This is a genomic window from Streptomyces sp. NPDC088194 (assembly GCF_040702025.1).
In the GTDB taxonomy this organism is placed as follows: Bacteria; Actinomycetota; Actinomycetes; order Streptomycetales; family Streptomycetaceae; genus Actinacidiphila.
Map to the genome: position 1 here is coordinate 51,481 of NZ_JBFBIV010000015.1, position 24,902 is coordinate 76,382.

A 24,902-nucleotide genomic window follows, 5' to 3' on the forward strand; every position below is an offset into this window, starting at 1 on the left:
CCCGATCGGCGGGCGCTTAACCCGACCCGCACCGCCCCGTACTCACGGGGCTGCCTCGATCGGCGGGCGCTTAACCCGACCCGCACCGCCCCGTACTCACGGGGCTGCCTCGATCGGCGGGCGCTCAGCCCGACCCGCACCGCCCCGCACCCACGGGCGCCGCTCCGATCGGCGGGCGCTCCCACCGACCCGCACCGAACTCCATTGATCAGTAACCGCACCTACCTGCGCGAACCCGAACCCGCGTCAGGACGAGGCGTCTTCGGGCGGCGGCAGATCCCGAAGGCGCCCTTCCGCGCGCTCGGAATCGACCGGGCTGACAGCGGCGTAGATCCGCAGCGCGTCCTCGTACTGCCGCCGCGCGGCGGCCAGGTCACCGTCCTGCTCGGCGAGCCGCCCCAGCATCTCCAGGGTTCTGGCCTGCCAGTAGGCGGACCCGGTCGCCTCGAACTCGGCCAGGGCGAGCCGCAGTTCCCGGTCGCCGTCCTCGCGGCGGCCGGCTCGGGACAGGGCGAACCCGAAGAGCGCACGGGCCCGGGCCGCGTCGTAGGGGTCGTGTTCCGCCGCCAACTCCCGATGGGCCCGGCCCAGGCGCTCGGCGGCGCCCTCGAAGTCGTCCTGCTCCAGGGCGAGTTCGCCCAGGCGCAGCCGGGACAGCGCGGCGCCGCGGCGGTAGCCCACCGACTCCCGCAGTTCGAGGGCCCGTTCGTACGCCGCCGCGGCGCGGTCCGGTTGCCCCGCGCCCCGGTAGGAGCTGCCGAGCCCGCTCAGGGCCTGCGCCTCGTCGCGGAGGTTGCCCTCGGCGCGGGCGAGGTCGAGGGCCTGGGAGAACCACCGGGCCGCCTCGTCGTAACGGCCGGCGCTGCGCAGCCCGATGCCTCCCGAGGTGAGCATGCGCGCCTGTCCCGCGGTGTCACCGTCCAGACGCGCCGAGTCGAGCCCGGTCTCGTGGGCGGATATCCACGAGTCGTACAGCCGCAGCCGCAGGAACATCGGCCACAGCGCGTCGGCGAGTTGCCACGCGGCGGCGTGCCACTGGTGGCGGGCCGCCAGCCGCACCGCGGGTGTGAGGGCCTCGCGGTGCGTCTCCAGCCAGGCGAGGGCCGCGCTCTCGTCGGCGAACGCCCTACCCGCCCGGGGCGGGAAGCGGTAGTCGCGCGGGAGGGTGCGGTGGCTGGGGGAGAGCAGCTCCTCGGCGGACGTGGCCATGGCCAGGCACCAGTCGACGTAGCGGCGCAGCGTGTCCTCGCGGGCCGGCGCGGTCTCCTCCGCCTCCGCGCGCTGGGCGGCGTGCAGCCGCACCAGGGAGTGGAAGTGGCACAGGCCGGCCCCCGCCGGTTCCAGCAGGTTCGCCTCGACCAGCACCTCGATCAGCCGCTCGGCCTCGGCGTCGGAGAGCCCTGCCGCGGCGGCCGCCAGCGCCGGATCGAACCGGGTGGCGGGCAGCAGGCCCAGGCAGCGGTAGAGGTGGGCGGCGTCCGCTCGCAGCGCCCGGTAGGACGCGTCCAGGACGGTCTGCACGGTGTCGGTGCCCTCCGCTCGTAGTTCGCCCAGCAGCCCCGCGCCCGCGGTCAGCGCGTCGCGCAGCGACGCCACCGGCTGGTCCGGGCGCGCGGCCAGCCTTGCCGCCGCGAGCCGTATCGCCAACGGGAGCCCGGCGCACAGCGCGACGACCTCCCGCACCGCCGTCGGCTCGCGCTCGGCGCGGGCGCGCCCGGCGCCCCGGGCGAACAACTCCTCCGCCGCCCGCGGGCCGAGCACGTCGAGCCGGCAGAACCCCGCCCCGTCCACGGCCAGGCCGGTCAGCCGGTGCCGGCTGGTGGCCAGGACGAGGCTGCCGGGCGCGCTGGGCAGCAGGGCGCGCACGTCCGCGGCGGTCAGCGCGTTGTCCACCATGACGGCGAACCGGCGGGCCGCGGTGACCGAGCGCCACAAGGCCGCGCGCTCGGCGAGGCCGGTCGGCTCGACCGTCTCGCCGAAGGCGCGCAGCAGGTACCCGAGCACCTCCGCCGCGCTCGCCGGGTCACCGGGCGAGCCGTCGCGCAGCGCCACGTAGAGCTGGCCGTCGGGGAACTCCGCCGTGCGGGAGCCGAGCCACCGGGAGACCAGCGCGGTCTTGCCGACGCCGGCCTGGCCGCTGACCACGATCACCTGGGCCACGCCCGGCTCCCGTCCGTCGCGCAGCTCGTCCAGTGCCCGCAGGTCCCGCTGCCGGTCGGTGAAGTGCGCGGGGACGGGGAGGAGTTGACGCGGGATGGGACGTTCCGGCGCGGCGGGCCGCGGCATCTGGTGGACGTGGATTCCGCCGGTGATGTCCCGCGCCTGGACGACCGGGCCGTGCACTTGCGCGTTGCCGCCCAAAGTGTTCGCGACCATGTCGACGCCCCCGCCCGCCGCGGGAAACCGCGCCATCCACTGCCGAATCCGGTCCAGCAGCGGGCCGTTGCGCGCCGCGCACGCGGCGAGAACGGCGGCGTGGCCGCGTAGAGTCGCCGACACGGCGGCGGCGCCGGTGCCGACGGGGTCCGCTTGCAGGTCGTGCCATGCCGCGGCGAGGACCGGGTCGTCCGCGGCCGCGTCGTCCACCAGTCGCGCGAGTTCCTGCCAGGCGGCCGAGCCATGCCCGGTGGTATCGGAAAACTTGGCCGATAACAGAGCCTCGGCCACACCCTCGTCCCGCATTCTTCCCCGCCCCTCGCCGACAACGGCCCCTCGCGGCCCGCGGGACGCCCGCATCGGACGTCCCGTTCCGCGGTGTCCCTTCAAGGAATACCCTGCGATGGCGGTATGGGGGCTTCTCGGTCCGGCAGGACAGCCCGTTTGAGTCGCGGTGTGCGGGTGTCCGCCGGCCCGGTCGGCGGCGGGCCGGCCCGTACAGCGGAACCGTCCGGTGGGAGACACTGATGGAGTTCCAGATACGCGTACTGGGGCCGGTGGAACTGCGTGCCGGGGAACGCTGGACCGCCCTCGGGTCGACCAAGGAACGGACCGTGCTGGCCGCCCTCGCCTGGGACGTGGGCAGCGCCGTCAGCGTGGACCGGCTCGTCGACCGGGTCTGGGACGACAACCCCCCGGCCAAACCCCGCGACGCGCTGTACGCCTACGTCTCCCGTATCCGCCGGGCGCTGCACGACGTCGCGGGACCGGCCGCTCCCGCGCTGGAGCGCCGTACCCACACCTACGTCCTCCAGGCCGACCGGGCGGCCGTCGACCTGCACCGGTACGTGGGACTGGTCGACCAGGCGCACGCGGTCGCCCGGCGCGGTGACGGACAGGAGGCGCTGCACCTGCTCCGGCAGGCCCAAGGGCTCAGGCGCGGCGAACCCCTGGCGGGCCTGCCCGGCACGTGGGCGGCGGGCATCCGCGCCGCGATGGACGGGAAGGAGGTGGACGCGGCCACGCTCCAGGCGGGCGTCGCCCTGCGGCTGGGCCACTACCAGGACCTGGCCCCGCGCCTGGCGTCCCTGGCCGAGGCGCACCCGACCAACGAGACGCTGGTGGAACTGCTCGCCGTCGCGCTGTACGGCACCGGCCGCGCGGTCGAGGCGGCCGACGCGCTGCACCACTTCCTGAGCCGGCTGGTGAGGGAGTTCGGCACCGCCCCCGGCGCCCGGTTACAGGCCGTGCAGCAGGGCATCCTCAGCAGGGTCCCGGTCGCCGACCTGCTGCCACCCGCGCCGGGAGCGCCGGCCGAACCTCCCCCCGCGCCGGAACCCGACCGCACCGACAACCTGCCCCACGACATCGAACTGGTCGGCCGCGCGGCCGAGATAAGCCGGCTGTCCGCCGGCATCCACACCCCGCACGGCACGGCCGCGGTGGTCTCGCTCGAAGCGGTGGACGGCATGCCGGGCGTCGGCAAGACCTCCCTCGCGGTCCACGTCGCCCACCAGTTGAGCGACGGCTACCCCGACGGCTGCGTCTTCCTGGACCTGCGCGGCGGCGCGGAGGCCGGCGCGATGCCGGTCGCGGACGCGCTGACCGACCTGCTGCACCTGTCCGGCGTCCCGGTCGCGAGCATCCCGCAGCACGTCGACGCGCTGAGGTCGGCATGGCACACCGCGATGGCGAACCGCCGGCTGATCCTGGTCCTCGACAACGTCGCCGACGCCGACCAGGTGCGGCCGCTACTGCCGTGGGCGTCGCCGTCGCTGGTCATCCTCACCAGCCGGCGCCGGCTCACCGAGATCCCCGGAGTGCGGCCGGTGACCCTCGACGTCATGCCGCTGCGCGACGCGGTCAGCATGTTCCGGCACCGGGTCGGGGCCGAGCGGGCGCCGACCGCCGACGCGACCGCGCAGATCGTCCGGCTGTGCGGGTTCCTGCCGCTGGCGATCGAACTCGTGGCGAGCCGCTTCCTGTCCCGCCCGGCCTGGAGCGCGGCGGAACTCGTGGACTCCCTGACCCGCGCCGGCAGCCGCGTCCCCCAGATCCGCGACGGCCGCCGCGAACTGGCCCGCGCGTTCGAGGTGTCCTACCGCCCGCTGACGCCGCTGCAGCGGATGGTCTTCCGGCGGCTGGGCACGCACCTGGGCCCCGAGGTGGGCCCGCACGCGGCCGCCGCCCTCAGTGGGCTGTCCGTCGAGGACACCGACCGCGCCCTGGAGGGCCTGCTCGGCTGCCACCTGCTCCAGGAACCCACGCCGTACCGCTACCGGTTGCACGACCTGCTGCGCGACTACGCCCAGGGCCTGGCCGCCGCCGAGGACGGGCCCGAGGAGACGCGGGCGGCCGTCGAACGGCTCGTCGACTTCTACCTGGCCATGGCGGACCTGGCCGACCGCCAGGTGTACCCGTTCCGCTGCCGTGTCGAGGTCGCCACCTCGCTGCCCGCCCCCGCGCCCTGGGGCACCCGGGGCGACCCGAGCCGCTGGCTCCTCACCGAAGGCCCCAACCTGCTGGCCGTGCTGGCCTGGTCCGGCGCGCACCGGTCGGCCCGCGACACCGCCCTCCTCGCGCACGTCCTCGCCGGCTTCCTGGACACCGAGGGATACCTGACGACCGCCGACGCCGTGCTGCGCGCGGCGGTCGCGTACTGGCGGGACACCGACGACCGGACCGGGTACGCGTGCGCGCTGCTCGACCTGGCCGCGGTGTCCATCCACCGCGGCCAGTACGACGAGGGGAGCGCCGCCGCGCGCACCGCGCTCGACGAGGCCCGGGCGGTCGCCGACCCGGAGATCGAGGCGGAGGCCCTGCACCAGCTCGGCATCGCCCTGTGGGCCGGCGGGCAGTACGCGCAGGCCGTCGACTGCCACCACGCCGCCCTCGTGCTGCGCGCGGACGGCCCCGCGCTGCAACAGGCCCGCAGCCTCAACATGCTGGGCACGCTGTTACTGGTGACGGGCGACCCCGAGCGGGCGCTGGAGGTCTTCCTCGACACGCTGGGGAAGTTCCGGGAGGTGCGCGACCGGCGCGGCGAGTGGCGCACCCTGAACAACCTCGGGGAGACCCACGCCAAGCTCGGCGACCTCGAACAGGCCGACACCGCCTACCGCCAGGCGCTCGGGCTCGCCCGCCACGTCGGTAGCCGGGTGGACTGCGCCACGCTCCAGATGAACCTGGCGGGCGCGCTGCTGACCGCCGGGAAACCGGACGAGGCCCTCGCGCTGTACCAGGAGGTGCTGCCCGTGCTGCGCAGCGTGGGCGACCGGCGGAACGAGGCCATCGCCCTGCACGGAGTCGGCCGGACCCTGCAAGCGGTCGGGCAGTTCCACGAGTCGATCGGCCACCACACGGCCGCGCTCGCCGTCGCGCGCGAGATCGGCGCGGTCCACGAGGAGGCCGAGACGCTCAGGGACCTCGGCATCGCCGAGCACCGGGTCGGCCGGCTCGCGCAGGCCGGACGGCACCTCCAGGACAGCCTCGCCATCGCCGAGCGCATCCAGGCACCCGCCGAGGAGACCGCGACGCTCACCGCGCTGGCCGACCTGCGCCGGCAGCAGGGGGCGGCCGAGGAGGCCGAAGCTCTGCGCGCCCGGGTCCGCGCGCTCCAGGTGAAGCACCGGCTGCCGAGGGCGTAGGGCACGGCATCTGTCATCCGGCAGGCGGCAGGCGGCAGGCGGCAGGCGGCAGGCGGCAGGCGGCATCCGGCAGGCGGCATCCGGCAGGCGGTCAGCGGGAGTTCAGCGCGGTCCGGTACGGCGGCGGCCCAGCAGGTAGGCGGCGGCGGTGAGGGTGACGACGGTCTGGGCGGAGGGGGAGCGCCCGCCGCCGCGGGCGCGGGGCAGGCGGGTGCCGTGCATGCGGACGGTGAGGTCGCGGTTGGCGCCGTCGTTGGCGACCGCGCGCCACTGTTCGAGCGCGGCGGTGCTGCCCAGCAGCAACTCGGTCAGGTTGGCGGCCAGTTGCTGCGGGGAGGCGTACTCGGCGAGCATGTGCCGCAGGATGCCGTTGACCTCCGTCTTGAACACCTCGCCCACCACGATGCCCGGGTAGAGGTGGCGGACGGAGCCTTCGAGGTTGCCGAAGGACTTGCCGAGCAGCGAGGTGGAGGGAGCGGAGGCGATGCCGCGCCGGGACGCCTTCTCCAGTACGGAGGTGAGCGCCCCGCCGAAGTTCAGCTGCTCGAGGCTGGCGCCGGACAGCCGCGGGGTGAGGGCGGCCATGTCCGAGGCGAAGCCGGTCAGATCGGCCCACGGCGTGGCGTGGCCCATCGCGGTCCAGGCGTTGGCCAGGCTGTAGCCGTCGTTGCGGGCCATGGCCATCAGCACCAGCGCCAGGTGCATGCTGGTGCGCTTGTCGATCCGGCCGACCATGCCCCAGTCGATCAGGGTGGCCCGGCCGTCCGTGGAGACGAAGACGTTGCCGGGGTGCGGGTCGGCGTGGAAGAAGCGGTCGACGAAGTAGCCCCGGTACATGAACCGCAGCAGGTCCTTGCAGATCTCCTCGCGCCGCCGGGCCGGGATCGCGTCACGGTCGACGTGCCGGATCGATTCGCCGTCGGCGAGCGACTGCACCAGCACCCGGGGCGTGGCGTGCAGCACCTCCGGCACTCTCAAGGTGCGGTACGAGCCGATCGCGTCCCTGGCCCGGTCCATGTTCGCGGCCTCGCCGGTGAAGTCGAGTTCGGGCTCCATCGCGTCGAAGAGGCTGCCGAGCATCGCGTCGAGGTCCATCACGGCGCTGAACCGCGGCGCGGCCCGGCCGAGCAGCCGCGCGGCCCTGCGCATCAGCGCCATGTCGGCGGCCACCGAATCCCGGATGCCGGGGCGCTGGATCTTCACCACCGCGGGCCGCCCGTCCGACAGCGTCGCCCGGTGCACCTGCGCGATCGAGGCGGTGCCGAGCGGCGTGACGGTGTCGAGGTCGTCGAAGCGCAGCTTCCAGTCCGGGCCGAGGTCCTGCTCCAGCACCGGCTCCAGCAGGTAGAACGGCAGCGCCTCCACCTTGTCGTGCAGGTGCTCCAACTCGGCGGCCAGCGCCGGCCGCGCCAAGTCCGGCCGGGTGGCCATCATCTGGCCCAACTTGATGTAGAACGGGCCGAGTTGCTCCAGCGCCTCCCGCACCGCCACGGCCCGCCGCCGCTCGGCGTCCGGGTGCTCGCGGGTCGCCTTGCGGGTCTCGTTCACCAGCAGGGCGCCCAGCACCCCTGTCACCGTACGAAGACGGTTGCGGATGGCACCCGCCATACGGTCGCGCCTCGCCTTCCGGGTGGTGGTGGGGTTCCCCGCGCCCCTCGGCGGTCGCCGTCCTCGCGCGGAAGCGGAGGAGGCGGCAGGAGCCGTAGGGGCAGGGGCGCGGGGGAGCCGCACGGGGGCAACCCGACTGGTCGGGGCCCTGTCGGGAGCCTGATCGGGCGCCCGGTGGGGGTCGGGTGGGGGTCGGGTGGGACGTCAGCCCTTACGGGCACCGGTGACCGTGGCCGCGCCCGGGAGCACGTCCAGCAACTTGGTGACCGCCTCGGTGAGTTTGGCGATCTGGCCCGGGAGCGACAGCAGGGTCTCCGCGAGGTTCGCGGTGCTGCCGGCGGCCCCGGCGATGCTGCCGAGGGCGTCCAGACCCGGCAGCCCGCCACCCGCCAGTGCGGCGAGCGGGTTGGCGGCTCCGGCGCCCCCGGCGAGTGCGGCGAGCGGGTTGGCGGCGCCTGCGCCCCCGGCGAGTGCGGCGAGCGGGTTGGCGGCGCCTGCGCCCCCGGCGAGCGCGGCCAGCGGGTTCGCGGCGCCCGAGATCAGGCCGGCCAGGGCCGGGGCGGCGGGGCCGGCATCCACCAGGGCCTGCACGGTTCCCAGCGGGAGCCCGGCCAGCCCGGGCAGCTTCGCCAGGGCCGACAGATCGGCACCGCCGCTCTTCCGCTTGTTCCTGGACTTCCGGTTGCCGCGGTCGTCGTCATCATCGTCGTCGTCCCGGTCGAGGAACTCGTCGACGGCTTTCTTGTAGTCGTCCGTGACGTCGCCGATGAGGTCTTTGAAGGTGTCGAACGTGGAGGCCATGGGTTCTCTCCTCGGAGGTGGGTCGTAGGGGCGGGGAAGTGGGAGGGGAAGGCGGGGGAAACGAGGTGCAGGGGGAGCGGGAGGCCCAGGCGGGCGGGGAAGGCCACCGGGAGCGGATCAGAGGGTGAGGCCGCCGGACATCTCGATGACCTGCCCGGTGATGTAGCGCGCCCGGTCCGACGCGAGGAAGCACACCAGCGCGGCGACGTCCTCCGCCGAGCCGAACTCCCGCGTCGGGATGAGGCTCTTGACGCGTTCGAGCTGCGGCTCGGGCATCGCGGCCGTCATGTCGGTGGCGATGAAGCCGGGCGCGACCGCGTTCACCGTCACCCCGAGGCCGCCGACCTCCTTCGCCAGCGCCTTGGTGAAGCCGATCACCCCGGACTTGGAGGCGGAGTACGCGGTCTGGCCCGGCGCGCCGTGGATACCGGAGGCGGAGGTGACGTTGACGACGGTGCCGCGCCGGCGCCGTACCAGCGGCATCACCAGCGGCCGGGTCACGTTGAACATGCTGCCGAGGTTGGTCTCCACCACCTCGTCCCACTGCTCGCGGCGCATCCGGGCGAAGCTGACGTCGTGGGTGACGCCCGCGTTGTTGACGAGGACGTCCACCTCCCCGTCGAGCGCGCGCAGCGCGTCCGCGGCGAACCGGCTCGCGTCCGCGGTGTCGCCGACCCGGCCCGGCAGCGCGGTGCACTGCTGGTCGGGGTAGGCGGCGCTCATCTCGTCGGACAGTTCGGCGGCGGCAGCGGCGCTGGAGTGGTAGCCGAAGACCACGTGGGCGCCCTGCGCGAGCGCGAGCCGGACCACCGCGGCGCCGATCCCTCGCGCGCCGCCGGTGATCACGCACTTGCGCCCGCTCAGCGGCAGGTCATCGGCCACTGCCGGCCCCCTCCCCGGCCATCACGAGCTTCGCCTTCTTGTTGTCGACCTCCCGCTCGCGCAGCGCGCGGTACCGCTCCTCGGCGAGCAGCGTGGAGACCATCGGGGTGTAGAACGGGCCGTCGCCGACCAGGGTGATCTTCTCCGGGGTGATCTCGGCCAGGCCGCGCGAGGCGAGCCCGTCCCAGACGGTGGCGAACTCCTCGTACACGTCGACGCCCATCGCGGCGCGCAGCCCGGTCCGGTCCAGTTCCATGCCGAGCAGGTGCCGGAAGACGGTGGCCAGCACCCAGTCGTCGGACTGGTAGCGGAAGGCGCGTTCCACCGGCAGCCGGCCCTCGTCGACCGCGGCCTTGTACAGCGACAGGTTGCGCTGGTTGATGTACGACCAGGAGCGGCCCGGGCCGAGGGTGGCGGCGCCGAAGAACGAGATGGCCGCGTAGCCGAGGCCTACCGCGTCGGCGACGTCGTGGAGTTGGGGCCGGTAGCCCTCGCGGAAGTCCCGGCTGGTCGGGTCGCCGGGCTTGCGGAAGCTGTACGCGCCGTGCTGCTCGTAGCCCTGGTCGAGCAGGTAGTCCCGGCCGACCCGGTACATCTCCAGGTTGCTGAGGGTGCTGGGCAGTTCGTGGAAGCGGTTGAGCGCGAAGTCGGTGGGGCCGCCGACGTTCAGCTCGTAGTGGGTGATGTCGTAGACGTCCCAGGAGACGAGGGTCTTGAGGTCCTCCAGCATGGTCTCGACGGTCTGCTGCGGCCAGCCGAAGATCACGTCGACATTGGCGGCGAGGCCGAACTCCCTTGCCCAGTCCAGGCTCTGGACGACGTGCCGGGTGGTCTGCTTGCGGCCGCTGAGGCTGTTCAGCCGCTCGTTGACCTGCTGGACGCCCATGCTGATCCGGTTCATCCCGGAGTCGCGGATGGCCTGCATCTTGTCGCGGGTGAAGAGCTGCGGGATGCCTTCGAGGGTGAGGTCGGCGCCCTCGGCGATGTCCGGGACGAGCCGGTTCACCAGCTCCATGATCTTCAGGTAGTGCGCCGGGCGGTACAGGTTGGAGGTGCCGCCTCCGAAGTACGCGGAGCCGAGCCGGGCGCCGGCCAACCGGTCCCGGTACAGCTCCGCTTCCCGCTCGACGTAGCCGTAGTAGTCCTCCAGGGCGTCGTTGCCCTTGAACTCCTCGACCGGGAACAGGCAGTAGCCGCACTTCCCCGGGTCGGTCTTGATGCAGTACGGCACGCCGATGTACAGGAACAGGTCGGGCGCCTGGCCGGCCTCCCGCAGCTTGCGGCGGTCCTCGCTGATCTCGTCGGCGGCGATGGTGGGTTCGGTCCAGTAGCGCGGCGACGGGAAGCCGTGCTGGATCTTGTTGACCTGGCGTTGTTCGAGGTGGCTGTCGATGTAGTCCGTGACGTACGTGGAATCCAGCATGGTCCGGCTCATTCCTCCGGGAGGTTTTCGCGGGTTCTGGGCGCTGGGGCGCGCCGGGTACGGCTGCGTACGGGCACGGGGGATCAGGCGGGCGCGGCGGCCGGTTCCAGGGCCAGCACCCGGTCGAGGAGGAAGTCCGCGAGCCCGTCGATGGTCTGGTAGTCGAGGGCTTCCATCGCCTTGTAGCGGAACTCCAACTTCTCCTGGATACGGCGCTGGAGCGCGGTGACCCGGAGGGAGTCCAGGCCGATCTCCAGCAGCGCGAGGGACGGGTCGATGCCGTCGGCGACCGAGTCCATCTCGGCGGACGCCTTGCCCAGCGTCTCCCTGACCTCCTCGGCGAGCCACTCGATCACCGTCTGCTTGCGGTCCTCGGGGCCGAGCGGTGCGAGCGCCTCCAGCAGCTCCCGGCGGTTGCGGCCCGGGCCGTTGCCGGCGCTCTCGCCGGGGTCGGGCAGGTCGTCGCCGGCCAGCGCGCCGGCGTGCCGGAACTCGACACCTTCGAGGTCGGCGACGATCCGGCCCTCGGCGTCGGTCAGCCGCAGGTCGACCACGAAGCCGGTCCGCGCGTCGTGCGGGCGGCGCCGCACATGCGCCCAGACCTCGCCCGGCAGCGGCCCGGCCAGGGTGAGCCGGCGCAGCGCGACCGGGATGTAGCCGCCCGCCAGCAGGGAGTTGGCGGGCTCCGTGCCGCCGGTCTCCGCGCCGTCTCCCGCGGTCGGGGCGGACGCTCCCGCGGGGGTGAGGAAGAGGGCGGCGGCGAGCTGGAGCGCGCCGTCGAGCACGGTGGCGAGCCGGTACGGGTGCGGCTCGGCGGGCGCGCCGTCGGGCGCGGAGGTGATCCGGCCGAGGGCCTCCTCGCGGCCGGGGTCGGCCAGCCGCAGCTCGCGCACGGTGGCGAAGTGGAAGCCGTGTTCGAGACCGCCGTCGCGCAGCGTGCCGTAGAGCTGGGCGGGGCGCAGCTCGTGGGGTGCCTCGGCGCGCAGCGCGTCCGGCAGCCGTCCGGCCCGCTCGGAGTGCGGGGCCGGTGCGATGGTGCCGTGGCAGTGCTCGGACCAGTTGCTGCCCGAGCTGCTGCCGGTGACGGTGAAGCGGCGCTCACCGCCCGGCTCCGGCGCGGTCAGGGTGACCCGGGCGGTGGTCGGCACGCCCGGTGGGAGCACCAGCGGGCGGTTGAACTCCACGTCGCTGAGGGCGAGTCGGCCGCGACCCTGTCCGTTGGCCGCGCCACCCGCCTCGGTGAGCGCGCGGACGGCCAGGTCGAGGTAGCCGGTGGCGGGGAAGACGGTCGCGCCGTGCACCCGGTGGTCGGACCAGGGCGCGGCGGCGGTGAGGCGGTGGTCGTGGATGCTCGCTTCGGGGCGCTGCGCGGGGATCGCGGTGGCGGGCGCCGGCGCGGCGGTGGTCGGGGTGGTCGCGGCGGCGGTCGGGGCCGGTGCGCTCACGGTTACCGGCGGGGCCGGGGCGATGGTGGCGGCCGCACCGGCGGCGTTCTCGGTCGGCGCGGACGGGTCGCCCCACCAGTAGCGGTCCTTGCGGAAGGGGTACTGCGGCGCGGCCGAGGTGCGCCGGTAGCGGTCACCGCGGTAGAGCCGGGACACGGCGAGGTCGGCGCCCGCGGTGAACAGGGCGCCGGCGGCGGTCAGTACGCGCCGTACGTCCTGCCGGTCGCGGTCGAGGGTCGGGATGACGGTCACCCCGCGGTCGGCGAACGCCTCGGCGATGTGCGAGGCCAGCGCGGCGTGCGGCCCGATCTCCACCACGAGGGTGCAGCCGGAGTCGACGGCGGTGCGCACCGCGTCGTGGCAGCGCACGGTCTCGCGGGCCTGGGTGGTCCAGTACTCCGGGCCCTCCTCGCCGGTGAGCGGGCGGCCGGTGGCGCCGGAGATCACCGCGCACTCGGGCCGGTTCGGCCGCAACTCGGCCGCGTGCTTGTGCAGTTCGGGCAGCGCGGGGTCCATCAGCGGGGAGTGGAAGGCGTGCGAGGTGTGCAGCCACGCGGTGTCCACCCGGGCCTTCGCGGCGAGTTCGGCGATCTCCTCGACGGCGTCGGCCGCGCCGGAGACGACCACGCTGCGCGGTCCGTTGACCGCGGCGAGCGCGACCCGCTCCTCCCGCCCGGCGAGCCAGCCGGCGACCGTGTCCGGGCCGGCGCTGACCGCCAGCATCCTTCCCTCGCGGGGCAGTTCGGACATCACCCGGCCGCGCTGCACGCTGAAGCGGGCCGCGTCCTCCAGCGTCAGCATGCCGCCGACGCAGGCCGCGACCAGCTCGCCGATGCTGTGCCCGGTCACCGCGGAGGGGCGCACGCCCCAGGAGCGCAGCAGCTCGGCGAGGGCGTACTCGACGGCGAACAGCGCGGGCTGGGCGAAGCGGGTGTCGTGGATGTCGGGGGCGGCGACGCCCTCGGCCTTCTCGGCGCCCTTCGCTCCCGCGGCGCCCTTCGCTCCTGCGGTGCTCTTCGCTCCCGCGGCCGGCTTGGCCCCCTCCGCGCCCTCACCCGCGTCGCCGAACAGCACGTCGCGCAGGGGCACTTCGAGGGTGCCGTCCATCGCCGCGGCGCAGCGGTCGATCGCGTCGGCGAACGCCGGCTCCCGCTCGTACAGTTCGCGGGCCATCCCGGGGTACTGGGTGCCCTGGCCGGAGAAGACGAAGGCGACCTCGGCGGTGCCGCGCGGGTGTCCGCTGGAGACGGCGGCCGAGGCGCGGCCGGTCTGCCACTGGCGCAGGCTGTTGGCGAGCTGGCTGCCGCCGCGGCCGGTCACCGCGATCCGGTGCCGCAGCGCGGCTCGTCCGGCGGCGGCGGTGAACACCGCTGCGGGAAGATCCTGTTGCTTGGTGCGGGACAGGAAGTCCGCCCAGCGGCCGGCGAGTTCCTGCAAGCTGTCGGCCGACTTCGCCGAGAGCACCAGCAGTTCGTCGGTACGCGACGGCGCGGCGGCCGGCGGCTGCGGATCGGCCGGCCGGGGCCGGGGTGCCTCGCGCAGCAGCGCGTGGGCGTTGGTGCCGCTGTAGCCGAAGGAGTTGACCGCGGCCATCCGCGGGGTGTCGCGGCGCGGCCAGCTCACCGGTTCGCCGGGGATCTGCACGGGGCTGCCGGCCAGGTCGATCTTCGGGTGCAGCCGGTTCAGGTGCAGGCTCGGGTAGATCGTCTCGCGGTCCAGCGACAGCGCGGCCCTGACCACCCCGAGCAGGCCGGCGCCGGCCTCGATGTGCCCGACGTTGCTCTTGCCTGAGCTGACGTAGAGCGGCTGGTCGGCGGGGCGGGCGGCGCCGTAGGTGCGCAGGATGGCGTCCATCTCGATGGGGTCGCCGACCGGAGTACCCGTGCCGTGCGCCTCCACGTAGTCCACCTGGGTGGGCTGCACGCCGGCCCCGGTCAGCGCGGCCCGGATCACCCGCTGCTGGCTGCTGCCGTCGGGCGTGGTGAGGGTGCGGGTGCGGCCGGTGTGGTTGAGCGCGGTGCCCACCACGCTGGCCAGGATCGGGTCGCCGTGCTCCTCGGCGAGCGACTGCCGCTTGAGCAGCACCGCCACGCAGCCCTCGCTGCGGACGTACCCGTCGGCGTCGGCGTCGAAGGTGCGGCACTGGCCGGCCCGGGAGAACAGGCCGAGCTTGGAGAAGGAGATGTGCACGTTGGGCGCGAGGATCGCGTTGGCGCCGGCCACGATCGCGGAGTCGCACTCGCCGGTGAGGATGGACTGCCGGGCCAGGTGCAGCGCGACCAGCGAGCCGGAACAGGCGGTGTCCACGGTCAGGCACGGGCCGCGCAGGCCGAGGAAGTGCGCGACCCGGCCCGCGGAGATGCTGTCGGTGTCCATCGCCTCGTAGGCGCTGATGTTCTCCAGGCCGCCGCGGTTCTTCATCGTGGAGTAGTCGTAGGACATCAGCGCCATGAAGACGCCGGTGTTGCTGCCGGAGAGCTCATCGGGGTTCTGCCCGGCGTTCTCCAGGGCGTGCCACACGGTCTGCAGCAGCATCCGCTGCTGCGGGTCCATGTGCACGGCCTCCACGTCGGAGATGCCGAAGAAGGCGGCGTCGAACCGGTCGATGTCGTCGACGAAGCCGCCGTGCCGGACGTAGGTGTGGCCGGGGCTGAGCGGGTCCGCGTCGTAGAGCGCATCGACGTCCCAGCGTTCCGGCGGGACCTCGCGGACGCAGTCGCGGCCCTCCTCGAAGACCGCCCGGGCCTCCTCCAGGGTGTGCACGCTTCCGGGCAGGGTGCAGCCGACGCCGACGACGGCGATGGGTTCTGTTTCCAACTGGAGTGCTCTCCTTCGAAGACGGGGAAACGGCGCGGATTTCCGGTGATCCGCGCCGCGTTGTCGACGGCCCGGCGGCCGGAGGATTCGCGCGCCCGGCGGCGTGGCGAATCGCCCGCGACGCGATTTCTCGACAGAGGTGCCGACCGGTGCCGGCGTTGTCGCCGACGGATCGGACGGAAGTGGCTCCGCGGGTACGGGAATTCGGGCCGGCGGAGCGGAATTCGGTCGGCGGATCGACTTTGTCGGCGTCCGGTGAACGGTATTCACCCGGACCGGTAACGGAATCTGGCGGTGATCGGCACTGCTCGGCGTGGCTCGGTGGTCGAATGCGTGCTCGGAAGAACCGGTGCTGGTTCTGCTCGGAACCGACCGGATGCCACCAAGTGAAGCAGCCAACCGCACCACCTACGCAACCCGTCGCGGCGACATCACCCGAACGGGTCCAACTACCTGGATTCGTCCGCGGATTGGGCGGTCCCGTGACATCGGACCGGCGTTCGGGGCAATTATGCGGCACCGCATAATTGCCCCTACGGGTGCATTGTTGCGGCCCGGATATTCCCGCCGTTCCGCATACGGGCACGGTGCCGGACTCCACCGGGTTATCACCGGATCGGCACACGCTGTACCTCGTTGGAATGAATGACACTTCCCTGGTGGGCGGGTCGGAAACAGCCGCCTTACTGTTCAGGGCGCAGTACGCGAGACGGCAGAGAGGGCGTAAGACGTGAGAGGACAGCAGGCGGTGACGGCCCACCCGTTCGCCAGGCCGAGGAACCCGTCCGGCCACGAGCCCGGCCAGGAGCCCCGCGGTGTGCTCGCCGAAGTCGCCGGCTACGCGGAGACGTATCTGTCCGCCGACCGCCCGGTGCGCGCCCACGACCCCGGCCGGCTGGCCGACCTGCTCGGCGGCCCGCTGCCGATCGCCGGCCACTCCGAACAGGCCACCGTGCAGCGGCTGATCGCGGCAGGCGAGGCCGGGGCGCTGGCCTCCGGCGCGGCCCGCAGCTTCGGCTACGCGGTCGGCGGCGCGCTGCCGGTCGGCGTCGCCGCGGACTGGCTGACCAGCGTGTGGGACCAGTGCGACGTCTTCCACGACCTCAGCCCCCTGTCCGCGGTCGCCGAAGAGGTCTGCGAGCGCTGGCTGGTGGAGCTGCTCGGGCTGCCGGACGGCACCGTGATGGGGCTGACCTCCGGCTGCACCACCGCCAACCTGGTCTGCCTGGCCGCGGCCCGCGAGCACCAACTCCGGCGGGCCGGCTGGACGGTCAACGAGCAGGGCATGTCCGCCGCGCCGCCGCTGACCGTACTGGTCGGCAAGGAGACCCACATCTCGGTGCTGCGGTGCCTGCGGCTGCTGGGCCTGGGCGGCGCGATCCGCTACGTGGAGGCCGACGACGAGGGGCGGATGGCGGTGCCCCACCTGCGCGAGCTGGCCGCGGCGGCGCCCGGCGGGCTGATCGTGTGCGGCCAGGTCGGGTCGATCAACTGCGGCTCGGTCGACCCGCTGCGGGCCGTCGCCGAGGTCACCCACGCGTACGGCGGCTGGCTGCACCTCGACGGCGCGTTCGGGCTGTGGGCCGCGGCCACTCCGCGCCGCCGGCGGCTGCTGGACGGCGCCGACCTGGCCGACTCCTGGTCCTGCGACGGCCACAAGTGGCTCAACACCCCCTACGACAGCGGGCTGGCGTTCTGCGCCCGGCCCGAGCCCTTCCACCAGGCCGTCGGCATCCACGCCGACTACATCCACAGCACCGAACGCACCGGCCGCGACCCGATGAACTACCGGGTGGAGATGTCCCAGCGGGCCCGTTCGCTGACGCTGTGGGCGGTGCTGCACCACCTCGGCCGGCAGGGCATCGCGGACCTGGTCGACCGCAACTGCGCCGCCGCCTGCCGCCTCGCCGTCCGGCTCGCCGCGGAACCCGGCATCGACCTCCTGGCGCCGGTCCGGCTCAACCAGGTGCTGCTGCGGATCGGCGACGACGCGCACACCAACCGGGTGGTGGAGCGGCTCAACTCCGAGGGCACCTGCTGGGTGACGCCCACCCAGTGGAAGGGGCGCGGCGCCGTACGGCTGTCGGTGTGCAGCTGGCGCACCGACGAGGAGGCGACCGGACCCGCGGTGGCCGCCTTCCTCGCCGCCCACCGCGGCTCCGGCTCCGACGACGGCATCCCCCGTACGCCCGGCGCTTCCCGTGCGCCCGGCGCTTCCCCCGACGAACGACAGGAGACGACCCCGTGACATTCGAGTTGGAGCCGACCGAGGATGTCGACGAGGTGGCCGACATCCTCACCTCGGCGTTCCACGAGGACCCGGTGATCGGTTGGATGGTCCCGCACGAGCTGCCCGGGCGGGACGCGTACGTGAAAGGGTTCATGCACGCCTGGGTCCGCTTCATGCTCGACCACGAGGGCACCGCGCTGATGTCGCCCGGCCGCGACGCCACTCTGGTCTGGGAGCCCTCCGAGCGCGAGCCCATCACTGCCGCGGACCAGGAGGCGTTCGAGGCGGCGATCACCGCGGTGACCGGTCCCGCGGCCGGCCGCTGCCGGCAGCTGATCGACCTGCTCGACGCGCACTACCCGACCGACCTGCCGCCGCACGTCCACGGCGCGCTCGCCGCGGTGCGCCCCGGCAGCAGCAGCCCGGGCGCCTTCGTCCGGCTGGCCGGGGCGATGATGCTGCACCTGTACCGGAACGGGCTCGGGGTGTACTGCGAGGCGTCCTCCGAGTCCAGCTCGGCGCTGTGGCAGCGGTTCGGGTCGCTGCCGATCCGGCCGCCGATCCTGCTGCCGTGCACCGACATCGCGCTGACCCCGCTGTACATGAGCATCGAGGACATCACCCGGCACCCGGCGCTGCCGGTGCTGCTCGGCGACCATCAGCCGTTGACCGCGTGACCGCGTGACCGCGTGACCGCGTGACCGCGTGACCGCGTGACCGCGTGACCGGGAGGCCGGGAGGCCGGGCGGGCACGGCCGGCCGTCGGACTCCGAACCCGGTCATCCGATCTTTCATCTCCGGAGGGAGCGCTCAACACCCCATGAATCCCCGTCGATTCGGGCAAAGGGCACGGAACTCCGGATCTGGTCTGGACCCTTGACGGGATGTTTGGTTCAGCAGTTGAATCCCCGGTGTTCGGGCAACCGCATTACCCAACAGTGCTCAGCGTGGCGTGAGTGGCGAGACTGCACGCCAACCCCCACCGCAAGCATGCGCAAACCTCGCGGAAACACACCGGCGAGCCGCGACACACACGGTATGTCCTGCCATGGGGCCTGAGTTCAACCACTGAACATCGGAGTCATCGACATGGGTGTGTCACGTCGTACGTTCCTCACCACCGTCGCCGGCGGTTCGGCCGCCGCGGGGATCGCGGCCGTCGGGCTGGGCGCGGGGACCGCGGGTGCGGCCACGACCGAGCCGGCGGCCGTACGGCCCGCGGCCAGCGGCGCCGGCGACGTCGTCGGCAAGATCACCGTGGGCTACCAGGGCTGGTTCGCGTGCGCCGGGGACGGCGCGCCGATCAACGGCTGGTGGCACTGGAGCCAGAACTGGGGCCAGGCGCCCTCCACGTCCAACAACGCCATCAAGGCGTGGCCGGACATGCGCGAGTACGCCAAGGGGTACCAGACCGGGTACGCGAACCTCAACGGAGGCGGGGCCGCCACCCTCTTCTCCTCCTACGACCAGCAGACCGTCGACACCCACTTCGCGTGGATGAAGACCTACGGCTGCGACGCCGCCGCCCTCCAGCGCTTCAACCCCAACAGCAGCGAGGGCCCGACCCGCGACGCGATGGCGCAGAAGGTGCGCAACTCCGCCGAGTCCAAGGGCGTCAAGTTCTACGTCATGTACGACGTCTCCGGCTGGACGAACATGCAGTCGGAGATCAAGGACGACTGGACCAACAAGATGAAGGCGCACACCGCGAGTTCGGCGTACGCCCGGCAGAACGGCAAGCCGGTGGTGTGCATCTGGGGCTTCGGCTTCAACGACGACAACCACCCGTTCAGCGCCGACGCCTGCCTGGACGTCATCAACTGGTTCAAGGGTCAGGGCTGTTACGTCATCGGCGGGGTGCCGCGCGAGTGGCGCACCGGCACCGGCGGCTCGCGGGCCGGGTACTCCGGCGTCTACCACGCGCTCAACATGATCTCGCCCTGGATGGTCGGCGCGATCGGCAACGCGGGTGACTCGGACAACGCGTACACCACCTACACGGTGCCCGACCAGGCGGACTGCAACGCGAACGGCGTCGACTACCAGCCGTGCGTGCTGCCCGGCGACGTCTCGGCGCGGCAGCGCGCGCACGGCGACTTCATGTGGCGGCAGTTCTACAACATGTGCCGGGCGGGGGTGCAGGGCATCTACATCTCGATGTTCGACGAGTACGGCGAGGGCAACCAGATCGCGAAGACCGCCGAGAACGCGTCCATGGTGCCCTCCGGGTCCGGTCTGTGGGCCCTCGACGAGGACGGTACGGCCTGCTCCTCGGACTACTACCTGCGGCTGACCGGTGACGGCGGCCGCATGCTCAAGGGCCAGATCGGCGTGACCGCGACCCGGCCCACCCCGCCGGTCGCCTGACGCCCACCGGTCTGACGCGCGGTACGCACGGTACGGCCGCTCGGCGCGGGACACCGTAGCCTCTGCGGTATGAACGACTCCGTACACGTGCGTACCGCCACTTCAGAGGACATCGAGGGCATTGTCACGTGCAGCGTGGCGCTGCTGACGGAGGACGCCGCGGTCCGCGACCCCCGGGTGGAGCCGCTGTGGACGCTGCGGCACGGCAAGGAGTCGTTCGCGGCGACCCTCGCGGACCCGTCGTGCCTGCTGCTGGTGGCCGACGACGGGGCCGGTGCCGTCGTCGGCTACCTGCTCGGGGTTCTCGCGGAGCCGGTCGGGGTGCTGCCGATCCGCAGCGCCACGCTGCGCGCGCTCTACGTCGCGCCCGAGCACCGCGGCGGCGGCACCGGCGCCCGGCTCACCGCGGACTTCTTCGGCTGGGCCCGCCGGCGCGGCGCCGTCCGCGCCGAGGTCAACGCGTACGCCGCCAACGAGGCGGGCCGCCGCTTCTACGAGCGCCAGGGCTTCACCACCCGCGCGGTCCGCCTCGACCTGGACCTCCCCCCGGCCCCCGATGCGGAGGACCGCCGCGACGGCTGAGCGTGACCCCAGCCGACCGGACGGGGCGGCCGGGCGGGTCAGTCCACCCCTGGGTAGCGGACGTCGATGCGCTCCCGGATGCGGTCCAGCGTCCCCATGATCGAGAGGGAGCCGTCGAGCGGGACGAGGGGCGACTCGGTCTCGCCGGCGCGCAGCGCCCTCATGACCTCCGCGGCCTCGTGCCGCATGCTCCCGCGGTCATGGTCGTCGCTGATGTCGGCCAGCCGCACCGTCTGCGGCGCGAGCCCCTCCCGATGCACGGTAAACCGATCCGCGTTGAAGAACCCGTCGGGAATCTCGATCCGCCCCCCGGTCCCGGCGATCGCCGCCGGTGCCCCGATATCCGCGGTGAACCCGCAGCTCAACGTGGCGACGGCCCCACCGTTCCAGCCGAGCACGATCCCGGTCGCCGCGTCCACCCGCTCGGGCGTCAACTGCGCCCACGCCTCGACCGTGTCGGGTTCCCCGAGGAAGAGCTGCGCGAAGGACACCGGGTAGACCCCCAGATCGAGCAGCGCGCCCCCGCCCAGCTCGGGATCGCGCATCCGGTGCTCGGGCGGGAAGTCGTTGAAGAACCCGAAGTGCGCGCTGATGTGCCGCACTTCACCGATCACACCCTCCTGCACCAGCGCCAGCAGATGCAGGATCAGCGGGTTGCAGTACGTCCACATCGCTTCCATCAGGAACAGGTCGCGCTCGCGGGCGATCCCCACCAGCTCCCGCGCCTCGCGGGAGTTGATGGTGAACGCCTTCTCGCACAGCACCGCCTTCCCGGCCTCCAGGCACAGCCCGGCGGCGGCCCGGTGCGCGGAGTGCGGCGTGGCCACGTACACCACGTCCACCTCCTCGTCCGCGGCGAGTTCGGCCCAGGTGCCGTACGCGCGCGGGATGCCGTACCGCTCCGCGAACGCCTTCGCGCTCTCGGTGCTGCGGGAGCCGACCGCGACCACCTCGGCGTCCTCCGGCAGCGACAGCAGGGCCTTCGTGAAGCTGGCGGCTATCCCGCCGGTGGCCAGGATGCCCCAGCGAATCCTGCCGGTCGTGTGCTCGCTCATCGTCCGTACGCCCTCGCTCGTTGCGGACCTCACATCTCGGTCCCCGGATATTCGTGCTCCGTGCTCCCCGCAGACTGAAAGGATAGGCAACGCTTCAACGACTTCCGATGGAGAGTGCCGCCGTGCAGGACGCCGGGCCGGATACCCCCGCCCAGTTCACCGCAACCCCCGCCCCCACCCCCACCCCTTCCCCGACCTCGACCCCGATCCCCGCTCCCCGTAGCGGCGGCCCTCGCGGTCCCCGCCCGGCGCAGGCCCGCGCCGGCTTCGTCGTCACCCTCGCCCTCGGCGGCCTCACCGCGCTGCCGCCGCTGTCGATGGACATGTACCTGCCCGCGCTGCCGCGGGTCTCGCAGGCCCTGCACGCGTCGTCCGCGACCGCGCAGATCTCGGTGACCGCGTGCCTGGCCGGCATGGCGCTCGGGCAGCTCGTGGTCGGCCCGCTCAGCGACCGCTGGGGCCGGCGCGCCCCGCTGCTGACCGGCATGGTCATCTACGTGCTGGCCACCGTGGCCTGCGCGTTCGCCCCCACGGTCGCGCTGCTGATCGCCTTCCGGCTGATCCAGGGGCTGGCCGGCTCCGCGGGCATCGTGATATCCCGCGCGGTGGTCCGCGACATGTACGACGGCCTGGCGATGGCCAGGTTCTTCTCCAACCTCCAGCTCATCTCCGGGGTGGCCCCGATCATCGCCCCGGCGATCGGCGGCCAGGTCCTGCGGCTGACCGACTGGCGCGGCATCTTCGTGCTCTGCGCGGTGGTCGGCACCCTGCTCACCCTGGTGTGCTGGCGCCGCCTGCAGGAGTCGCTGCCGCCCGAGGGCCGCCACGCCGGCGGGCTGACCTCCACCTTCGGCTCGATCCGCGGGCTGGTCGCGGACCGGGTCTTCACCGGCTACGTCCTCGCGGCCAGCTTCGCCTTCGCGGCGCTGTTCACCTACGTGTCCGCGTCGTCGTTCGTCGTCCAGGACATCTACGGCGCGTCCCCGCAGACCTACGGGCTGCTCTTCGGCCTCAACTCCGTCGGCCTGGTGGCCGTCGGCCAGTTCAACGGCAAGGTGCTGATGGGCCGGGTGGAGATGAACAAGGTGCTCGGCGTCGGGCTCGCCCTGATCACGCTCGCCTCCACCGCGCTCGTGCTGCTGACCACCGGCGTCCTCGGCCGGGCCACGCTGCCCGAGATCGCGGCCGCGCTCTTCGTGCTGATGGCGTCGATGGGCCTGGTGATGCCCACCGCGAACACCAGCGCGCTGCTGCGCACCCGCCGGCACGCGGGCGCCGCCTCCGCGCTGCTCGGCACATCCTCCTTCCTGGTGGGTGCCGTCCTGTCCCCGCTGTCGGGCGTGGCGGGCGACGGCACCGCGGTCCCGATGGCCGTCACGCAGCTCGGCTGCGTGCTGGTCGCCGTAGCCTGCTTCGTCGGGCTCTGCCTGCGCGGTCGGCGTACGGTGGAGGGACCGTAGACCCTCGGGAGGTTGCGATGTCCGACGATCCGGAGAAGACCTGGGCGTTCAAGACAGCCGACAGCTCACTGCACACGGGGTCGGAGCACTCCGTGGACCCGGAGGACCTGGTGATGGCCTCCGGCCGGGACTGCACCCCGGAACTGATCGAGCAGGCCCGCAAGGCACTGGAGGAACATGGCCCCGCCGCTGTCGAGAGGTTCCTGCCGTGAGGCCGACCTCGACACCGACGAATTGCACCGGATCGTCCCCGAGCTGACCTCCTGGCTGGAGCCCGGCCCCGACGCCGACCGCCCGCACCCCTGGTGCGCGGGCGCCGTCGTCGTGGCCGGGCGCGGCCGCACCGTGGCGCTGCACGAGGCGGTCGGCTGGGCGGTCCGCTACGCGGCGTACGACGAGCACGCCGACCGCGGGGTGGAGCTGCCGCGCGAGCAGTGGGTGCCCGCCCGGCCCGACACCGTCTTCGACCTCGCGTCGGTCACCAAGCTGTTCACGGCCGTCGTCGCCGTCCAGCAGATCGCGCGCGGCACGCTGCGCCTGGACGCGCCGGTCGCCTCGTACGCGCCCGAGCTGACGGCCGCCGCCGCGCACGGCATCACGCTGCGGCACCTGCTCACCCACACCTCCGGGCTGCGGCCGGAACTGCCGCTCTACGACGAGCCCGACGCGGCCGCCCGCGCCGCCCGGCTCGCCGCCGAACTCCCGCTCGCACCGCCGGGCAGCGGCCGCACCTACTCCGACCTGAACCTGCTGCTGCTCCAGACCGTGCTCGAACGCGCCACCGGCCGCACCGTGGACCGGCTGATCGCCGACCACGTCACCATGCCGCTGGGGATGGCCGACACCCGCTACAACCCGCCCGCCTCCTGGCTGCCCCGGATCGCCGCCACCGAGGACCAGCGCAGGCCGTGGGGCAAGCTCGACCGGGGCATGGTGCACGGCACCGTCCACGACGAGAACGCCTACGCGATGGGCGGGGTCGCCGGGCACGCCGGGCTCTTCTCCACGGGGTGGGACCTGGCGCTGTTCTGCCGCGCGATCCTCGACGCCGCCGCGGGCACGTCGGACACGCTGCTGTCGGCCGCGGGGGTGCGGCTGCTGCTCGGCGGTGACGCCGAGGGCGACGGCTCCGACGGTGAGGGCGGCGCCGACGGTGACAGCTCTGACGGTGGCCGTGGCGCGGCGCTCGGCTTCGAGCGCGATCAGCCGTGGTTCATGGGGGAGTTGGCCGGGCGCGGCGCCATCGGGCACAGCGGGTTCACCGGAACCAGCCTGGTGCTGGACCCGGCGACGGACTCCTTCCTGGTGCTGCTCACCAACTCCGTCCACCCGGTGCGCAGTTGGCGGGACGGCAGCAGGCCGCGGGCCGAGGTGGCGACCCGGTTGGCGCGCGCGGTGCGGTAGTTCGGCGCGGGTGCTCCGCGCGGCGGTTCGGCGGTGGTTCAGCGGCGGTTCAGCGTGAGGGCCCGGCCGGCCGCGGCCGCAGCGCGTCCATGACGAGCTCGATCAGGCGGTCGGCCTGCTCCGGGCTGTCCGAGGTGGCCGCGGTCATGAAGATCCCGAGGAGCATCATCGTGACGTCGTCCGCCGCGACGTCGCCGCGGATCGTGCCGTCCTCCGCGCCGCGGGCGAGGAGGGCGCCGATGGCCGCGCCGATCCGCCGGCGCGTGTCGGGGGTGGCGATCGCGCCGGAGGCCCACCCGGCGCGCAGGACCCCGGCCATGCCGCGCTTGGTGGCGACGAAGGCGGCGTAGCGCCGCATCCACGCGCGCAGCGCCTCGGCGGGCGCCAGTTCCTCCAGCAGGCGCGGGACGCTGCCGGTGACGGCGTCCAGTTCCGCCGCGTACACCGCTTCCACCAGCGCCTCGCGGGTCGGGAAGTGCCGGTAGAGGGTGCCGATGCCCACGCCCGCGGCACGGGCGATGCCTTCGAGCGCGGCGGTCTCGCCGGTGGCGGTGAAGGCGACGCGGGCGGCGTCGACGAGCTTGTCCCGGTTGCGCAGGGCGTCGGCGCGGGAGGCGCGCTTGCGTGCCGCGGGTGCGGGCCGTGGCTCGGGTGCGGACGGGGGGACGGACCCGGGTTCGCGCGCGTGCGCGGGGTCGGGTGCGGAATCGGCGCCGGACAAAGCGGAGGGACCTCCGGTAAGGCTGCTACAGTGGAAATGCGGAGGCTCCTCCGCTTACCTCATCGTCTCATGAGTGAGGACATA

15 protein-coding genes and 1 pseudogene are annotated in these 24,902 nt (G+C 73.4%); 8 read left to right on the forward strand and 8 right to left on the reverse strand.

The genetic code is table 11. The annotated features are described in order from the left end of the window. Positions 1 to 246: 246 nt before the first annotated feature. Positions 247 to 2,586, reverse strand: a complete 2,340-nt coding sequence (locus AB0399_RS10900) for a tetratricopeptide repeat protein (RefSeq protein ID WP_366411029.1) — start codon at positions 2,584 to 2,586, stop codon at positions 247 to 249. 317 nt (positions 2,587 to 2,903) lie between these two features. Here AB0399_RS10900 and AB0399_RS10905 point away from each other — a divergent pair, with 317 nt between their 5' ends. Further along, on the forward strand, positions 2,904 to 6,023 hold the full coding sequence (locus tag AB0399_RS10905; protein ID WP_366411030.1) for a tetratricopeptide repeat protein: 3,120 nt from the start codon (positions 2,904 to 2,906) through the stop codon (positions 6,021 to 6,023). A gap of 102 nt (positions 6,024 to 6,125) precedes the next feature. Here the strand turns inward: AB0399_RS10905 and AB0399_RS10910 are convergent, their stop codons facing one another. The 5 genes from AB0399_RS10910 to AB0399_RS10930 form a co-directional block, all read right to left on the reverse strand. Then, the gene (locus AB0399_RS10910; RefSeq protein WP_366411031.1) at positions 6,126 to 7,631 is read right to left on the reverse strand and encodes an AarF/UbiB family protein; all 1,506 of its coding nucleotides are present in this window, start codon (positions 7,629 to 7,631) and stop codon (positions 6,126 to 6,128) included. Positions 7,632 to 7,835: 204 nt separating this feature from the next. Further along, on the reverse strand, positions 7,836 to 8,432 hold the full coding sequence (locus AB0399_RS10915) for a hypothetical protein (RefSeq protein ID WP_366411032.1): 597 nt from the start codon (positions 8,430 to 8,432) through the stop codon (positions 7,836 to 7,838). 117 nt (positions 8,433 to 8,549) lie between these two features. Continuing rightward, positions 8,550 to 9,314: a 3-oxoacyl-ACP reductase FabG gene (gene fabG, locus AB0399_RS10920; protein WP_329370004.1), complete on the reverse strand. Its 765-nt coding sequence runs from the start codon at positions 9,312 to 9,314 to the stop codon at positions 8,550 to 8,552. Then, complete coding sequence (locus AB0399_RS10925; protein WP_366411033.1) at positions 9,304 to 10,737, reverse strand: radical SAM protein; 1,434 nt, start codon at positions 10,735 to 10,737, stop codon at positions 9,304 to 9,306. The genes fabG and AB0399_RS10925 overlap by 11 nt, the downstream gene beginning before the upstream one ends. Positions 10,738 to 10,820: 83 nt before the next feature. Beyond that, complete coding sequence (locus tag AB0399_RS10930; RefSeq protein WP_366411034.1) at positions 10,821 to 14,999, reverse strand: beta-ketoacyl synthase N-terminal-like domain-containing protein; 4,179 nt, start codon at positions 14,997 to 14,999, stop codon at positions 10,821 to 10,823. A 730-nt stretch (positions 15,000 to 15,729) separates the two neighbouring features. On the opposite strand from AB0399_RS10930, the gene AB0399_RS10935 reads away from it, so the two are divergent. The 4 genes and pseudogenes from AB0399_RS10935 (at position 15,730) to AB0399_RS10950 (ending at position 20,178) form a co-directional block, all read left to right on the forward strand. Then, positions 15,730 to 17,247, forward strand: coding sequence for a pyridoxal-dependent decarboxylase (locus AB0399_RS10935; RefSeq protein ID WP_366411035.1), 1,518 nt, complete (start codon positions 15,730 to 15,732; stop codon positions 17,245 to 17,247). After that, the gene (locus tag AB0399_RS10940; protein ID WP_366411036.1) at positions 17,244 to 17,906 is read left to right on the forward strand and encodes a hypothetical protein; all 663 of its coding nucleotides are present in this window, start codon (positions 17,244 to 17,246) and stop codon (positions 17,904 to 17,906) included. The genes AB0399_RS10935 and AB0399_RS10940 overlap by 4 nt, the downstream gene beginning before the upstream one ends. Before the next feature lie 412 nt (positions 17,907 to 18,318). After that, positions 18,319 to 19,590 (forward strand): annotated as a pseudogene (locus tag AB0399_RS10945) (glycoside hydrolase family 71/99-like protein); the annotation flags it as partial. Between the two features lie 75 nt (positions 19,591 to 19,665). Further along, positions 19,666 to 20,178, forward strand: coding sequence for a GNAT family N-acetyltransferase (locus AB0399_RS10950; protein WP_329370012.1), 513 nt, complete (start codon positions 19,666 to 19,668; stop codon positions 20,176 to 20,178). A 38-nt stretch (positions 20,179 to 20,216) separates the two neighbouring features. Here the strand turns inward: AB0399_RS10950 and AB0399_RS10955 are convergent, their stop codons facing one another. After that, positions 20,217 to 21,233, reverse strand: a complete 1,017-nt coding sequence (locus tag AB0399_RS10955; RefSeq protein WP_366411037.1) for a Gfo/Idh/MocA family oxidoreductase — start codon at positions 21,231 to 21,233, stop codon at positions 20,217 to 20,219. A 107-nt stretch (positions 21,234 to 21,340) separates the two neighbouring features. Here AB0399_RS10955 and AB0399_RS10960 point away from each other — a divergent pair, with 107 nt between their 5' ends. Genes AB0399_RS10960 through AB0399_RS10970 form a run of 3 tightly spaced genes read left to right on the forward strand, consistent with a single transcriptional unit; the run spans position 21,341 to position 24,097 of the window. Beyond that, a complete protein-coding gene (locus AB0399_RS10960; RefSeq protein WP_366411038.1) occupies positions 21,341 to 22,693 on the forward strand; it encodes a multidrug effflux MFS transporter in 1,353 nt (450 codons plus the stop codon). 17 nt (positions 22,694 to 22,710) lie between these two features. Further along, positions 22,711 to 22,905 (forward strand): hypothetical protein, encoded by a 195-nt coding sequence (locus AB0399_RS10965; protein ID WP_328463400.1) that lies wholly within the window; start codon positions 22,711 to 22,713, stop codon positions 22,903 to 22,905. Next, the gene (locus AB0399_RS10970) at positions 22,871 to 24,097 is read left to right on the forward strand and encodes a serine hydrolase domain-containing protein (RefSeq protein WP_366411039.1); all 1,227 of its coding nucleotides are present in this window, start codon (positions 22,871 to 22,873) and stop codon (positions 24,095 to 24,097) included. Before AB0399_RS10965 ends, AB0399_RS10970 begins: the two co-directional genes overlap by 35 nt. A 49-nt stretch (positions 24,098 to 24,146) precedes the next feature. Here the strand turns inward: AB0399_RS10970 and AB0399_RS10975 are convergent, their stop codons facing one another. Continuing rightward, positions 24,147 to 24,818 (reverse strand): TetR family transcriptional regulator, encoded by a 672-nt coding sequence (locus tag AB0399_RS10975; protein WP_366411040.1) that lies wholly within the window; start codon positions 24,816 to 24,818, stop codon positions 24,147 to 24,149. Positions 24,819 to 24,902: the final 84 nt, after the last annotated feature.

Excerpts from the sequence above, each read along its gene's own strand:
- AB0399_RS10905 (WP_366411030.1), top strand. The coding sequence starts at position 2,904 with ATGGAGTTCCAGATACGCGTACTGGGGCCGGTGGAACTGCGTGCCGGG.
- AB0399_RS10910 (WP_366411031.1), bottom strand. The coding sequence starts at position 7,631 with ATGGCGGGTGCCATCCGCAACCGTCTTCGTACGGTGACAGGGGTGCTG.
- AB0399_RS10915 (WP_366411032.1), bottom strand. The coding sequence starts at position 8,432 with ATGGCCTCCACGTTCGACACCTTCAAAGACCTCATCGGCGACGTCACG.
- AB0399_RS10925 (WP_366411033.1), bottom strand. The coding sequence starts at position 10,737 with ATGCTGGATTCCACGTACGTCACGGACTACATCGACAGCCACCTCGAA.
- AB0399_RS10950 (WP_329370012.1), top strand. The coding sequence starts at position 19,666 with ATGAACGACTCCGTACACGTGCGTACCGCCACTTCAGAGGACATCGAG.
- AB0399_RS10955 (WP_366411037.1), bottom strand. The coding sequence starts at position 21,233 with ATGAGCGAGCACACGACCGGCAGGATTCGCTGGGGCATCCTGGCCACC.
- AB0399_RS10960 (WP_366411038.1), top strand. The coding sequence starts at position 21,341 with ATGGAGAGTGCCGCCGTGCAGGACGCCGGGCCGGATACCCCCGCCCAG.
- AB0399_RS10965 (WP_328463400.1), top strand. The coding sequence starts at position 22,711 with ATGTCCGACGATCCGGAGAAGACCTGGGCGTTCAAGACAGCCGACAGC.
- AB0399_RS10970 (WP_366411039.1), top strand. The coding sequence starts at position 22,871 with ATGGCCCCGCCGCTGTCGAGAGGTTCCTGCCGTGAGGCCGACCTCGAC.